A 14,064-nucleotide genomic window follows, 5' to 3' on the forward strand; every position below is an offset into this window, starting at 1 on the left:
TAGGGTAAAAGCTAAAAATCAGCTACACTCGCCTTCACTTCTTTTGATAAACTACTTGCTTGCTTCTTCCAAACCCATGTAATGACGATTCCTAGAAATAGAATCACTGTCGCAAAATAGTAAGGGTAGTTAATATCTATATCAAATAATATTCCCCCTATAATGGGTCCACTAATGTTTGCTAAACTTGTAAACATAGAGTTCATTCCACCAACAAAACCTTGTTCGTTTCCAGCGATATTCGAAAGGTATGAAGTAACCGCTGGTCGGAATAAATCAAATCCTACAAAAACAATAAATGTCACAAGTAAAATTGAGAAGTATGAATGAACAACAGTCATTAAAAAGACAAGTAAGGCTGATAATATTAAGCTATATTGAATCAGCTTTATTTCCCCCCAAATACGTGTAAGCCTATCAAATAAAACGACTTGGGAAACTGCTCCAAAAATTGCACCTCCTGTTATCACAATGGCTATATCGGATGGTTTAAACTGAAATTTATGGTCCACAAATAGACTAAAGAACGATTCAAAAGCTGCTAAACCAAATGAGGCAATAAAAATTAAAATAAACGCAAGAAGATATTTTGGGGCAAAAATACGTTTATAGCCAAGATTTCCAGCTGAGTCTTGTTCATTATGCTCTTCCTTACGAATTGGCTCAGATAATAGAATAATAGAGAGTATAGCAGCGATTGTTCCTAGTGCTCCCGCAAAGAAGAATGGAATACGTGTTCCAAATTCCGCTAAAAATCCTCCAATTCCTGGACCAATAATAAATCCTGTACTAATCGCAGCTGACATATAACCTAGCGCTTTCGGGCGAGTATCCAAATTTGTAATATCAGCAATAAAGGCTGTAACGGCAGGCATAATGAACGCAGCACTAATTCCACCTAAAATACGAGAGAAAAATAACATTTCGATTTCTTTTCCGATTCCGAATAAAAATTCGGATATCCCGAAAATAAATAAACCAATGACAATCATAATTTTCCTGCCGAATTTATCTGCAGCTTTCCCTGCAAAGGGTGAAACGATTAATTGAGCAATGGCAAATGCTGCTGTTAAATAACCAATAGTTGTTCCAGTAATCCCTAATTCGTTCATCAACGTGGGTAAGACTGGAATTACAAGACCAATACCCAAAAAGGCAATGAATAAATTTATTAATAATAATGCTAAAGTGACATTATGAGTCTTCATATTTTACATTCTCCTTAACAAGACTAATTACAGCAACACAATTAGTACTGTTTTCATTTATTTACAAATTCCATCGTAGTGTATATAGTAACTATATAGTCAAGAGTGGAGTATTAAAAATGAATAATAAAAATGGAAAGTATTTAACCACAGGTGAATTTGCAAAGCTATGCAGAGTAAACAAACAAACTCTCTTTTATTACGATCAAATTGGGCTTTTTTCCCCAGTATTGAAAAACGAAAAAGGTTACCGGTTTTATTCAATACGACAGATAGAGCTATTCTTTGTTATTGATTTATTAAAGGAAATTGGTATGTCACTAAACGATATCCAAGAATATACACAAAATAAAACGCCTGAAAGTTTTTTGTCCTTAATGTACCAAAAAAAGAAAGAGATTGTGGAAAAGCTTCAGGAGATTGAAGCGAAGAAAAAAATAATTGATTCAAAAATAGCCTTAATGGAAGAAGCGTCACTCCTTGATTTTCACCAAGTTACGCTGGAACAATTACCAGAAGTAACACTTTATTTAAGTAGAAATATTGAAAATATAAAAGATGAAGAATTTGTAGAGGTCGTTTCAGATTTTATAAATGAATTGTCCCTATCAAAACTTGATACTGGATATCCAATAGGTGTTATAACGAAACGGGAGCAAGTCCTAAAAGGAGAATTTACAAATTACAGCTATTTATATATGGAGCAGCCAAATCCAAAGGAAGGGTATCCGTATTTTAAAAGTGTAACGGGTGATTTTCTAATTGGATATCATATTGGGGATGAAAAGACAATACATAAAACATATAGGCGACTATTTTCGGAGATGGATCGTTTAAATTTAGCCTTAGGTGATTTTGTTTTTGAAGAGTATATTTATGATACAGTGGTCATGAATCATAATGAAGATTACGTCACCAAAATTATGATCCAAGTAAATAAATAGAGAGTTTTTCTATTAATTCTTGGATAAATAAGCTTGGGTAAATGAAACCCAAGCTTTTTATTTTACTATACTCTAATGGAAACCATGGTTTTCCCCTTATTGAGTGCTTGTTTGTTAACTTCGATTAAATGGTGCTTTCCTTTTGACAGGACTTTTTTCAAGGATTCGATGATGGCATCACTTGAAACGACCTTGGTTCGTTCGATGAACGCGCCTAATAAAATCATATTTGCGACACGTGCATTTCCAAGGTCAGCTGCCATATCGGTAGCGGTCAATTCAATCATTTCAATATCGCTGCGTTTTGAAACTCTTGTCACCAATGATGAATTAATAATTAATAATCCCCCTGGACGTACGCGCGACTCAAATTTATCAAAGGATGGATTATTTAAAACTATTGCTGTTGAAGGATTTGTGACAAGCGGGGAACCCACGGTTTCATCGGATACTACCACCGCACAATTTGCTGTTCCCCCGCGTTGTTCAGGACCATAGGATGGCAGCCATGAAACGCCTTTCCCTTCGAGCATGCCGGCATATGCTAACAGTTGACCCATTGACATAACACCCTGTCCACCAAATCCCGCAATAATGATTTCCTCCAACATGGTTACTTGCCCCCCTCTTTATTCTTGTAAACGCCAAGAGGATAGGCAGGAATCATATTATCTTTTACCCATTCAAGGGATTCGAAAGGATCAAGTCCCCAGTTTGTCGGGCAGGTTGATAATATCTCCACCATAGAAAAGCCAAGTCCTTTTTTTTGTGCTTCAAACGCTTTCCGAATCGCACGTTTTGCCTTTTGGATATGTGGCACATCATGTGCTGATACCCTTTCAATGTAGGCAGTTCCATCTAAAGTTGCCAGCATTTCACAGACTTTTATCGGTGAGCCTTGAATACTTTCATCGCGTCCAAAAGGTGTAGTAGCAGTTTTTTGTCCAATCAAGGTAGTCGGCGCCATTTGTCCGCCAGTCATTCCATAGATTGCATTATTAACAAAGATAACTGTAATTTTTTCTCCTCTAGCCGCAGCATGAATGACTTCGCTTATGCCGATTGAAGCAAGGTCCCCATCACCTTGATAAGTAAATACAAAGCGATCAGGCAGCACCCTTTTCACACCTGTCGCAACAGCGGGAGCACGGCCATGAGCCGCCTGGGTCATATCACAATTAAAATATTCATAGGATAAAACCGAACACCCGACAGAGGCAACCCCAATCGTATCCTCTAAAATATCCATTTCTTCCAAAACCTCACCTACAAGACGGTGGATGACGCCGTGTGTGCAGCCAGGACAGTAATGTGTAGGGTTATCGGTTAATCCGTTTGTTTTTTTTAAAACTGTTTTCATGGTCATACCGTGATCCCCCCGGTTACAGATAAAAGCTTTTGATAAATTTCTTCCTGTGTCGGCACAACTCCGCCGGTTCGTCCGTAAAAATCAACCTCTGCATGACCGTTAACGGCTAATCTTACATCCTCAACCATCTGCCCGGCACTCATTTCTACGGAAATATATCCCTTCACTCGATCTCTCGTTTCGATAAAAGGCTTTTCAGGGAATGGCCACAGCGAAATTGGACGGATTAGTCCTACTTTTAAACCTTGCTGCCTTGCTTTATGAATAGCATTCATCGTAATTCGAGCAACTGTGCCAAATGCAACCATTATATAGTCAGCATCTCCCGTTTGGTAGATTTCGTAGCGAACCTCATTTTCTTTTATTCTTGCAAACTTTTTTTGTAAAGCTTCGTTACGGGTTTCTAGCGCCTCTGCATTCAATTCCAGTGAGGTGATAATTCTTCTCTGCCCGTCTCCGCGGGTTCCGGTAGTTGCCCAATTCTTTTCTGGCAGTTCAGGTTGTGTCCGCTCTCCAAACTCAACCGGCTCCATCATTTGCCCAAGCATCCCATCCCCCATAAGAATCACGGGTGTTCGGTAGCGGTCTGCAATGTCAAATGCCTCACTTGTTAATTCAACTATTTCTTGTAAAGAGGCTGGCGCTAACACGGGGATATTATAGTCGCCATGACCGCCGCCTTTTGTTACCTGGAAGTAATCAGACTGGGCAGGCTGGATATTCCCTAAGCCAGGACCTCCTCGAACGATGTTTACCACGACAGCAGGAAGCTCCGAACCTACTAAATAAGAAATACCTTCCTGTTTTAAGCTAAAACCAGGACTTGAAGAGGAGGTCATAACCCTGACTCCCGTCCCAGCAGCACCATAAACCATATTGATCGCAGCGATTTCACTTTCAGCTTGAAGAAATAATCCACCAACCTCTGGAAGTCTTCTCGCCATATATGCTACAAGCTCACTTTGGGGTGTAATCGGATAGCCAAAAAAGTAGTTACAACCTGCCTGGACCGCTGCTTCAGCGATTACTTCATTCCCCTTCATTAATACTTTTCCCATACATAAACCCCTTTCAAATTAAACAGTTTGCAACACCTTTACTGGTCTGTAGACGGAAATGACACAATCCGGGCATATCTGCGCACATTTTGCACAACTAATACAATGTTCCTGATCGATTACGGCCGCTGGACGATAACCTTTTCCATTTAAATAGTCTGCTAGAAAAATAACGTTCGTCGGGCATACCTGAACACAAAGTCCGCACGATTTACAAATATCCTCATTAAACACAACTCGCTTTTCCACTGTTACCCCTCCTATCCTTCCCAAGGTAAATTCATAAAGCGCTTGATGAACATTACCTGATGGCTATTTACAAAACAATTGGCTTCCTTTTCTAAATCCACAGATATGGTTGTATATAGCAGCGGGATTGAAAGCATGTTTGATATTTTCTCACTTAATTCATATCCGCTCTGGATTTCGGCCATGCTCGTTTCACTGCCGATATTGGAATTATTGATGATTCCCGTTACCTTTAAACGAGCAGCCTTTTCAATTTCCTCAATCGTATACCTTGCTCCTTCTAAGGTACTGAGATATGGACGGTTCGCATTTAAAACGAATAACAACTCAGGTTCTAAATGCTTCCATTCATGATAATACTGCCCCAAAGCCATTGCTCCATCTTTATCGCCGCCTGCGTCGATGATCACTCGATAGCGATGATCATGTAAAACACGATAGATTTCTCCCGAAACAATGGGTAAATCCGAAGTTGCCAGGCGGTTGGCAGGAGCGATTAATTCAATACCCTGCTGCTCGAAAAGATTGGAAACATCCCTAGAACGAAAATAAGGGTTAATAATATCTAAATCGTTAACAGCTACTTTGTTATGTATCTCTTTCTCATTCAATGCCAGGTTGATTGCAATCTCTGTTTTGCCACTCCCAAAGTGACCGGATAGAATAGTGATTCTTCTTTTGAATTCCAATGTGATTAACACCCCCTTAACATAGTCTGCGTAAACGTTTACATTCTAACAAATACCGATTATATACTTTATTATAAAGTAACTTTTTACAAATCTGTGTTGACCAATGTCACAGTTTAATGAACATGGGTTGTTCCTCTGAGAGTTCTTTTTAGGGATATCTATGATTCCGATATTCTCATGTATGAACAGATAAAGTCTGCCAAATAATAACACAAATTAACATTTTAGAAGGGGCTGACGTTTATGAACAATAAAAAGTTTTTCCTTTTACTCTTCGTGTTTATCGTCTCTGCAACTCTATTTCCTTCTAACATGCGTGCAGAAAACACTGGAGTCGTCGATTTACGAATCCTCGAGACGACGGATTTACATGCTTCCTTAGTGAATTATGATTATTACCAGACGAAAACAGACAATACGATTGGGCTCGTGAAGACCTCCAGCCTTATTCATCAGGCAAGAAGTGAGGCAGTGAATTCCCTACTGTTTGATAACGGTGACCATTTAAAAGGCAACCCGCTTGGTGAATACTTGGTGAGAATTAAAGGTATTCAAAAAGGAAAAATACATCCCGTGTACAGTGCCTTTAATTATCTAAAATATGATGCGATTGCAATCGGCAATCATGAGCTAAATTATGGGCTGAAGTTTCTAAGAAATGCACTAAAGGGTCCAAAAATGCCCGTGGTTAATGCAAACGTATATAAAGCAAAAACCAATAAACCTTACTTTAAGCCTTATGTTATTTTAAAAAGGAGTGTTGTGGACAATCAGGGGCAAAATCATGAATTAAATATTGGGGTTATTGGATTCATGCCGCCTCAAATTATGAGATGGGATAAGGCAAATTTAGAAGGTAAAGTGATTGCACGGCCGATTGTGGAAAGTGCAAAGGAATTTGTTCCAAGGATGAAAGCTGAGGGTGCAGATATTATTGTCGCACTTGCCCACACAGGTATTGATAGTGAACCATACCATTCTGAAACGGAAAATGCAGTCTATTATCTAAGTGAGATTCAAGATATTGATGCCATTCTTGCCGGGCACTCTCATGGTATTTTCCCTGGACGCGCCTACAAGGATTTACCTAAGACAAATATTGATGAAGGAAAAATCAAGGGAAAGCCAGTTGTCATGGCCGGTGCCTTTGGAAGCAGGCTGGGAGTTATTGATCTGCAGCTTGAAGTTCAGGCTGGAAAATGGAAAGTTTTAAAAAGTACAGCATTTACAAGACCTATTGCTGACGAAAATGGAAACTCTTTAATTAAGACAGATAAAAAATTATTAAAACTAATTAAACCTGAACACCAGGAAACGGTTGACTTTTTAAAGAAGCTTGGGATATAGCAATTTTAATCGATGAAAAATAAGCTAGTTCGTGACCGCAGATTCTACTTTTCTTGTTTCAGTCACTCTAGAGCTCTAATAGTTACCGTTGCCTCTTCTTTTTTTCTCGGTCTTTATAGAGCTCTATAGTGACGATGGTTACGATATTTATTCGGTAAACTTTTTAAAAATCAAAGTCGCATTATGACCGCCAAATCCTAATGAGTTAGATAAAACGACGCGAACTTCCTGCATCTTTGAGACATTAGGGACATAATCTAAATCCAGTTGTTCATCAGGTGTTTGATAATTAATCGTTGGAGGAATGATTCCATCCTTGATCGCTAAAAGAGAAAAAATCGCCTCTATTGCCCCAGTTGCTCCTAATAGGTGGCCGGTCATTGATTTTGTGGAACTGACAGATAACTTATAGGCATGTTCTTTAAAAACTTCTTTAATAGCTAACGTTTCATACAAATCATTATAATGAGTCGACGTGCCATGAGCATTGATATAGTCGACTTGTTCAGGAGTAATTCCGGCATCTGCTAATGCTAATTTCATAGCTCTTCCTGCCCCTTCTCCTTCTGGTGCTGGAGTTGTAATATGATGGGCGTCCCCTGTCGCTCCGTACCCCACTAATTCTCCATAAATGGCAGCGCCTCGAGCTAATGCATGTTCTAATTCTTCTAATACCACGATACCCGCGCCTTCCCCAATGACAAATCCATCACGATTCTTATCAAAAGGTCTGCTCGCTGTGGCGTGATCTGGATTTTTTGAAAGTGCGGTCATATTTGAGAATCCCGCAACCGTCATTCCGGTAATGGTTGCTTCCGTTCCTCCAGCAATCATCACATCCACATCCCCCTTTTGAATCACGCGGAAAGCATCACCAATGGAATTGGCACCAGAAGCACATGCTGTAACCGAACAATTGTTGATTCCTTTAGCACCAAGTGAAATGGATACTTGGCCTGCCGCCATATCGGGAATAAACATGGGTATCGTAAACGGGTTAACCCTTCGTTGGCCTTTTTCAATAAACTTCCGATGTTGTTCCTCAAATTCAGCCAAGCCGCCAATTCCTGATCCAATCCAAACTCCGACTCGTTCTGGTTGTATCCCCTCTCCAATTTGAATCCCAGCATCCTTAACAGCCATTTGACTTGCTGCAATAGCAAACTGGCTATAACGACCCATCCTTCTGGCTTCTTTTTTGTCCATAAACTCTTCTGGTGCAAAGCCTTTAACTTCCGCTGCAATTTTGACGTCAACCTTTTCTACATCAAAAAGGGTTGCAGGGGCAATACCGGAAACACCACGCTTAATTTGTTCCCATGATGTATGAGCATCATTTCCCAAAGGAGTGACTGCTCCAATACCTGTAATCACTACTCTTTTATTCATTAAATGCTCACTCCCAAATAGATTTTTGGATGATTCTTACACTCTTTCTATAGTTTAACGAAATCAGAGCAACGGGACAAATTAATTTACTTCGGTAGATTTGACTTGCAGTAAATTTAATGAAAACGTACTTCATCAATGGAAGATTTTTTGACATTTGTTTAAATATTTAAGATAATTTCGTTATATATCTAATAGTACAATTTATAAGTAACCTAATATTCTGTTAAAAACCAATCGAAAAGTTTATAATGGATTTATAGTTTTTCGATTAAACAAAAAAGACAAGGGACTTGGTATGATTGGTTGGATTAATAATTATTTTAATTTTGGTTTTATTTTTACCTTTTTCAGTAAAAAAGGTCGAACACAATTTGGAATTATTTCTATTTGTAATGGGAATTATGGCAGCTTCTATAAGCGGCATGATGAATCTTCATTTAATCGAAAAAGCTTTAATTGATCCTATCAATATCACTCTAGCTGTCTTAATAGCAGGATTAATCTGTAAATGGGGACAAGTTCAGTTAGAAAAATCAATATTATGGATGAACAGAATCCTTTCTCCTAGGATATTCTTTGGACTAACGGTCATTATTTTAGGACTTGCATCTAGCGTTATTACGGCTATTATCGCTGCAATTGTGCTCGTTATCATCATTAATGTCCTCCCACTCGACCGTAAATCCGAAATCCGCTTTACCGTATTAGCTTGTTTTTCGATCGGTCTTGGTGCAGCACTCACACCCATCGGTGAGCCTTTAGCAACCATCACTCTTAGTAAGTTAAATGAAGACTTCTTCTACTTATTGAAATTAATTGGTCCTGAAGTGATTCCTGCCGTTGTGATTTTTGGTATATTGACAATATTCTTAGTTAAACCACAACAAAGCGCTGAAGGTTTGGAGGCAGAACAAAAAGTAGAGAGCTATAAAGAAATTATTATTCGATCAGCCAAAATCTACTTATTTGTTATGGGTTTAACCTTCCTTGGTCATGGATTTGAACCGTTAATTAATGAATACATTCTAGGACTTCATCCAATGCTGCTTTATTGGATTAATATGATTTCCGCTATTTTAGATAATGCTACCTTGGCAGCAGCTGAAATTAGTCCAGCAATGGACCAAGCAACCATTCAGGCTGTGTTGATGGGGCTAATTATTAGTGGTGGTATGCTAATACCTGGTAATATACCAAATATTATAGCAGCAGGAAAACTCAACATTACCAGTAAAGAATGGGCAAGCTTTGGAGTCCCCGTTGGACTTATAACCATGGCTATTTATTTTGTTATTTTGTTTATTATTTAATAAATCAAATGCAGAAAAAAAAGAATCGAATCCACTCAAAGTTGGGTACGATTCTTTTTTATTTTATCAGCATGCTCATACAAACAATAGCTTTCTCTTTCATTAAGGGTGTAAATAAGGAGTAGCAATTTCTTCCCTGCTCCTTAGAGGGATACATCGCAAGGTCAGCATTCTTTATTAGTGTTTCCATATCTTCACCATGATTTGGATACAAACTAATACCGATACTTGGTGAAATCGTAAACTTTTGTCCATAAATAAAAAATGGATTTTTCATAACTTTTACTATTTCTTCTGCAACATCAAGAGCCTCGTCTGTTGATAGTAATTCAGGAATAATGATAATAAATTCATCTCCGCCAAAACGAGCTAAAACGTTCTCAGCTTTCTTTACTTCTCCCAGCCTGCTGGCAACTAATTGCAGTAACTGATCTCCCGCTTCATGCCCTAAGCTATCATTAATCACTTTGAAATGGTCTAAATCTAACAACAGTACACCCTTCATCGTATGTATTTTTTTATCTATGTTTAAGTTCTTTAAACAGGATTTAATAAACCATCGATTAGGTAGCCCTGTTAAGGCATCATTATAGGCCATATGAAAAATCTTCTCTTCTGCATTCTTCAAATCGGTGATATCCAGTCCAAAACCGAGTAAATATTCTTTGTTTGTATCTTCAAGCTGAATAATCGTTTTTCCCGTAAGCATATGACCTTTTTTTCCTTGAAATTCTGTGGCTACCTCATTGGTTTGAAGTATTTTTCTTGCCCATACCTCAAGGTCAATTTCACGATGTTTCATAGCAATGTCGTTAGGAAAAAAGTCAAACACCGTTTTTCCAACCAACTCTTCGGCAGTTACACCATGCGCTTTACAAGCCTGATTATTTACAAAAATCGTTCGGCCTTCAGGGTCCTCTAAAAAAATATTAATCGGTAACGCATCCAGAATCTTCGAATGCAGAGAAATATTCAAGCGAAGGTTCTTTAAAAGCTGTTTCTCTCTATTTTCTAATTCTGCTATTCTATGCTTTAATTTCTCTAGTTCATTAAGTTCAATCATTTGGGAATTTTGTTGGTTCATTTGAATTCCGCCTTTAGTAAAATCTGCAAATACTTGTATCTATATCATATTGTAATTAGAATCCAAGTTTCACCAAGAATTCTAACAATTTAATGAAAATTATTTTCAATAGCCGAAATTCACCCCAAATGAAAAATAAAAATCGACACCTAATGTTCAAGATATTCACTGATTCTACAAAGTTAGGGAATTCAATATTTCTTATAATAGCATTAATGAGTTTATTAACTTGACGGGATGTGTTTACGTGGGAAAACTACTATATATTACAGCAAATCCTAAGGGATTAGAGAAGTCAAAGGGCCTAAAAATTGGCGAAGCATTTATCAGCACCATTAAAGAAGAACGCCCGGAAATGGAAATGAAGACAATTGATTTATTCTCATTCGATGGTATTGCCCATATGGATGCAGAATTAGTGTCCGCAAGAGGAAAATTAGCTGGCTATGGTTATACATTAGATCAGTTAACAGATGGAGAAAGAGAGAAGATTCTAAAAATGCATGCACTAGCAGATGAATTCCTTTCTTATGATTACTTTGTTTTCGTCTCCCCTATTTGGAACTTGAGTTCTCCGGCTGTGTTAAAAGCCTTTTTGGATAACTTGTTTATTGCTGGTAAGACGTTTGCACACACTGCAAGTGGTCCAAAGGGGCTTCTCACTGGTAAAAAGGCAATTCATATAAATACCCGCGGTGGTCTCTATACCGGGACGCCAATGAAGGAGTTAGAATGTGGCGATCGCTATTTAAGAATCGCACTTGAATTCCTCGGTATTCAGGTTATGGACACCATTATTGCTGAAGCATTAGACCTATACCCTCAAAAAGTTTCTGAGATTGTTGAAAAGGCGAAACAAGAAGCGATCGATGCAGCCAAGGAAATGATAAAAATGCAAGTTCTTCAGTCATAGCATAAAGAAAAGCTTCCCTTTAACAGGAAGCTTTTTCTAGGCAAAACGGTAATAAATCAAAAGGAAAGTTGCTATTGTAAATACAAAATTCAAAAATACAAAAACCATTTGTGAAATTTTAGTCCGATGTATATTAATTGGAGGATCATAAAACGATACTCCCTCAATGATAAAAATAATTAAGACAATATGAATCATTAGGTGACCAATAATTTCAGTGACCCCAAACAACATCGTAGTTGAAATAAAAATCAACGTTAAAACAAAAGCTAAAAGGCGGTTTAGTATCCCAACAACGAGTAAATATCCGACCACAAATTCAATAAATGCCGCTAGTACGACAAATGTTCCTGGAGGAAAACCAAATGTAGGAACTGCATGCTCGTGAATGATATCCATACTCATTGCGGGATAGACCCATTTCTCGACTGCCACCCAGCATAGTGACAATCCAGTTCCCAAATAAAGAAAAGGAAATCCCCAATCTTCTAACTTTGTTTTTCCCACTAATAGTACTCCGATAATGGCTAAATAAAAGCCATAATCAAGCATATGAAATAATCCAGAGTGAGACAGTTGAAAAATAAATAAGGCTAATAATAGTAGAGCTCCAACTTTTGTCGCATAATGAATGGGAATCAACAGGAGAATAATGGTTACCCACATTAATATTCTGATGATTGAATTGTCGATAGCAAATTCAGGTGCAAATATCGTCCCTGACAAAACCTGTATTAGCAAGGCGATAGCAGTACCGTATTTTAAAATATATCTTGAAGATTTACGGTGACTATCGAGTACAGTATCAATCCTCTTGGTAATTGGAATTTTATCAAGTATCGGTAATAACTGCGTTAAAACTGCAAGTAAAGCAGCAATCAATACAGTCAGTGTCATAAACAAAGGTGATAAAATATGTTCGATTTCTTCTTTTTCTGGTGTTACTTCCGTGAACCATTTTACATGTGCATCCGCAAATAGTGGGGAACAAATAATCACAAAAACGAACAAAATGATGATATTACCTTTTCTTTTCATTAGATCCTCCCGTAAAGTATTCATCAATATAGTTTTTGCGATACTACCCCAAATATTCTATTCTAAGAAATATTTACACTTGTCAATTCACAGAAGATTATTTTTCTTCTATAATAAGTTGATGGAAGAAATTAAGTTTTCAATAAAATAAATGGGCATTTTCATTTTTAGGAGAACAAGAATGTTTAAAGATTTCTTTTCAAATGCAACTATTCTGATCGCATCATTTACAGTGATGGGTCAAATTTTTAAAAATTTGCCACTATCTCCCTCATCATCACATTTAACAAAGCTTTATTGGGGGATTTGCTATGGTATTCTTGGAAATATCTTAATGGTATTTAGTTTTCAAATTAATTCTACTACGATTGCTGATTTACGGCACCTTGCCATTGTCGTTGCCGCTGCCTTTGGTGGCGTTGTACCTGCAATTATTGCTTCTATACTAATTGCTTTAGGGAGGGTTACTCTTTTTGGTATCACTGAAACTGCTTTTGTTGCAGCCATCAGCGCACTCCTGACAGGAATCGTATGTGGATGGTTTTCTAAATTGAACATCCGTCCCACTATTAAAGCATTTACTATGAACCTTATTGGTTTATTTTTTATTTCAATTGTCTTTGCCATTTATATTGAAGATACAAATACGCTCTTAAATGTACTACTGCTTCATTATCTTATTTCTTTAATCGGTGGATTTTTCGCTTATCACTTATCGGTATATATTGCTAACTCAAATGCTGCAGAAAAAGAATTAAATCTAAGTCTAATAAAATTAAAGGAAAGTGAACAAGAACTTCACAAAGCAAATGAACTCCTAAATCGTCTTTCCTATATGGATGGGCTGACTGGAATCGGAAACAGAAGGCATTTTGATGAGATTCTTAACAAGGAATGGTCTAGGTTATCTTCATCCAATTCACCATTAACACTTCTTATGTTTGATATTGATTATTTTAAAAAGTACAACGATACCTACGGGCACCTTGCTGGTGACCAATGCTTGCAAACGATTACTTCTGCTATAAAAAACCTTGTTGCTAATAATCCTTATATCACATTTTGTCGATATGGCGGTGAGGAATTTGCCCTTGTCTTATCCAAAACAAAGTTAGATAGGGGCATTGCTATCGCTGAACTGGTTCAAAGGAAGGTTCAATCTCTTAAAATTGAACATAGTAGTTCGGAAATATCTGATATCGTTACAATCAGTATTGGAATTGCCTCTGTTATTCCGAGTTTAGAAAAGCAGCCTAAGGATTTAATTCATTTAGCTGATACTTCCTTGTATACCTCAAAAATGAATGGAAGAAATACCATCTCAACTGCATAGAAGGAAGGTCTGTATTTATACAGCCTTCCTTTTTTTGATAGATTTCCACATTTTCCATCTCCATTCATGCTTTTATTCTAAATAATTAGTAAATTTAGTTGTATTAAAACGAAGAAGAATGTAAAAT

General features: G+C 37.5%; 14 protein-coding genes. 5 read left to right on the forward strand and 9 right to left on the reverse strand.

Features of this window, described 5'->3' with window-relative positions; genetic code table 11:
• Positions 1-11: 11 nt before the first annotated feature.
• On the reverse strand, positions 12-1,208 hold the full coding sequence (norA, locus tag QUG14_RS12310) for a multidrug efflux MFS transporter NorA (protein ID WP_289340837.1): 1,197 nt from the start codon (positions 1,206-1,208) through the stop codon (positions 12-14).
• Between the two features lie 119 nt (positions 1,209-1,327).
• Here norA and QUG14_RS12315 point away from each other — a divergent pair, with 119 nt between their 5' ends.
• On the forward strand, positions 1,328-2,152 hold the full coding sequence (locus QUG14_RS12315; RefSeq protein WP_289340838.1) for a MerR family transcriptional regulator: 825 nt from the start codon (positions 1,328-1,330) through the stop codon (positions 2,150-2,152).
• Positions 2,153-2,217: 65 nt separating this feature from the next.
• Here QUG14_RS12315 and QUG14_RS12320 read toward each other — a convergent pair whose 3' ends face one another.
• From QUG14_RS12320 to QUG14_RS12340, 5 genes are read right to left on the reverse strand one after another with little or no spacing between them, the layout of a single operon-like run.
• On the reverse strand, positions 2,218-2,763 hold the full coding sequence (locus QUG14_RS12320; protein WP_289340840.1) for a 2-oxoacid:ferredoxin oxidoreductase subunit gamma family protein: 546 nt from the start codon (positions 2,761-2,763) through the stop codon (positions 2,218-2,220).
• Positions 2,764-2,765: 2 nt separating this feature from the next.
• The gene (locus QUG14_RS12325) at positions 2,766-3,518 is read right to left on the reverse strand and encodes a thiamine pyrophosphate-dependent enzyme (protein WP_289340841.1); all 753 of its coding nucleotides are present in this window, start codon (positions 3,516-3,518) and stop codon (positions 2,766-2,768) included.
• Entirely contained in the window at positions 3,515-4,579 is a 1,065-nt protein-coding gene (locus QUG14_RS12330) for a 3-methyl-2-oxobutanoate dehydrogenase subunit VorB (protein WP_289340842.1), read from the reverse strand. Before QUG14_RS12330 ends, QUG14_RS12325 begins: the two co-directional genes overlap by 4 nt.
• Positions 4,580-4,597: 18 nt before the next feature.
• Positions 4,598-4,828 carry a 4Fe-4S dicluster domain-containing protein gene (locus QUG14_RS12335; protein ID WP_289340843.1) on the reverse strand — a complete coding sequence of 77 codons (231 nt, stop codon included), beginning with the start codon at positions 4,826-4,828 and terminating at the stop codon, positions 4,598-4,600.
• Between the two features lie 11 nt (positions 4,829-4,839).
• The gene (locus tag QUG14_RS12340) at positions 4,840-5,517 is read right to left on the reverse strand and encodes a hypothetical protein (protein ID WP_289340844.1); all 678 of its coding nucleotides are present in this window, start codon (positions 5,515-5,517) and stop codon (positions 4,840-4,842) included.
• A 246-nt stretch (positions 5,518-5,763) separates the two neighbouring features.
• Here QUG14_RS12340 and QUG14_RS12345 point away from each other — a divergent pair, with 246 nt between their 5' ends.
• Complete coding sequence (locus QUG14_RS12345) at positions 5,764-6,867, forward strand: metallophosphoesterase (protein WP_289340845.1); 1,104 nt, start codon at positions 5,764-5,766, stop codon at positions 6,865-6,867.
• A 147-nt stretch (positions 6,868-7,014) separates the two neighbouring features.
• On the opposite strand, the gene fabF is transcribed toward QUG14_RS12345, so the two are convergent.
• Positions 7,015-8,256 (reverse strand): beta-ketoacyl-ACP synthase II, encoded by a 1,242-nt coding sequence (gene fabF / locus QUG14_RS12350; protein ID WP_289340847.1) that lies wholly within the window; start codon positions 8,254-8,256, stop codon positions 7,015-7,017.
• Positions 8,257-8,558: 302 nt separating this feature from the next.
• On the opposite strand from fabF, the gene QUG14_RS12355 reads away from it, so the two are divergent.
• Positions 8,559-9,569: a DUF1646 family protein gene (locus QUG14_RS12355; RefSeq protein ID WP_289340848.1), complete on the forward strand. Its 1,011-nt coding sequence runs from the start codon at positions 8,559-8,561 to the stop codon at positions 9,567-9,569.
• A gap of 58 nt (positions 9,570-9,627) precedes the next feature.
• Here the strand turns inward: QUG14_RS12355 and QUG14_RS12360 are convergent, their stop codons facing one another.
• Positions 9,628-10,653, reverse strand: a complete 1,026-nt coding sequence (locus tag QUG14_RS12360; protein WP_289340849.1) for a sensor domain-containing diguanylate cyclase — start codon at positions 10,651-10,653, stop codon at positions 9,628-9,630.
• A gap of 247 nt (positions 10,654-10,900) precedes the next feature.
• Here QUG14_RS12360 and QUG14_RS12365 point away from each other — a divergent pair, with 247 nt between their 5' ends.
• Entirely contained in the window at positions 10,901-11,566 is a 666-nt protein-coding gene (locus QUG14_RS12365; protein ID WP_289340850.1) for an FMN-dependent NADH-azoreductase, read from the forward strand.
• Between the two features lie 36 nt (positions 11,567-11,602).
• On the opposite strand, the gene QUG14_RS12370 is transcribed toward QUG14_RS12365, so the two are convergent.
• Positions 11,603-12,604 carry a DoxX family membrane protein gene (locus QUG14_RS12370; RefSeq protein ID WP_289340851.1) on the reverse strand — a complete coding sequence of 334 codons (1,002 nt, stop codon included), beginning with the start codon at positions 12,602-12,604 and terminating at the stop codon, positions 11,603-11,605.
• A 181-nt stretch (positions 12,605-12,785) separates the two neighbouring features.
• Here QUG14_RS12370 and QUG14_RS12375 point away from each other — a divergent pair, with 181 nt between their 5' ends.
• Entirely contained in the window at positions 12,786-13,937 is a 1,152-nt protein-coding gene (locus QUG14_RS12375) for a GGDEF domain-containing protein (protein WP_289340852.1), read from the forward strand.
• The last annotated feature ends 127 nt before the right edge of the window (positions 13,938-14,064 follow it).

Origin of the sequence: Neobacillus sp. CF12 (assembly GCF_030348765.1) — a bacterium.
Lineage (GTDB): Bacteria > Bacillota > Bacilli > Bacillales > Cytobacillaceae > Neobacillus.

Coding starts and splice junctions, on each gene's coding strand:
- QUG14_RS12315 (WP_289340838.1), top strand. CDS start 1,328: ATGAATAATAAAAATGGAAAGTATTTAACCACAGGTGAATTTGCAAAG.
- QUG14_RS12325 (WP_289340841.1), bottom strand. CDS start 3,518: ATGACCATGAAAACAGTTTTAAAAAAAACAAACGGATTAACCGATAAC.
- fabF (WP_289340847.1), bottom strand. CDS start 8,256: ATGAATAAAAGAGTAGTGATTACAGGTATTGGAGCAGTCACTCCTTTG.
- norA (WP_289340837.1), bottom strand. CDS start 1,208: ATGAAGACTCATAATGTCACTTTAGCATTATTATTAATAAATTTATTC.
- QUG14_RS12330 (WP_289340842.1), bottom strand. CDS start 4,579: ATGGGAAAAGTATTAATGAAGGGGAATGAAGTAATCGCTGAAGCAGCG.
- QUG14_RS12370 (WP_289340851.1), bottom strand. CDS start 12,604: ATGAAAAGAAAAGGTAATATCATCATTTTGTTCGTTTTTGTGATTATT.
- QUG14_RS12320 (WP_289340840.1), bottom strand. CDS start 2,763: ATGTTGGAGGAAATCATTATTGCGGGATTTGGTGGACAGGGTGTTATG.
- QUG14_RS12375 (WP_289340852.1), top strand. CDS start 12,786: ATGTTTAAAGATTTCTTTTCAAATGCAACTATTCTGATCGCATCATTT.
- QUG14_RS12345 (WP_289340845.1), top strand. CDS start 5,764: ATGAACAATAAAAAGTTTTTCCTTTTACTCTTCGTGTTTATCGTCTCT.
- QUG14_RS12360 (WP_289340849.1), bottom strand. CDS start 10,653: ATGAACCAACAAAATTCCCAAATGATTGAACTTAATGAACTAGAGAAA.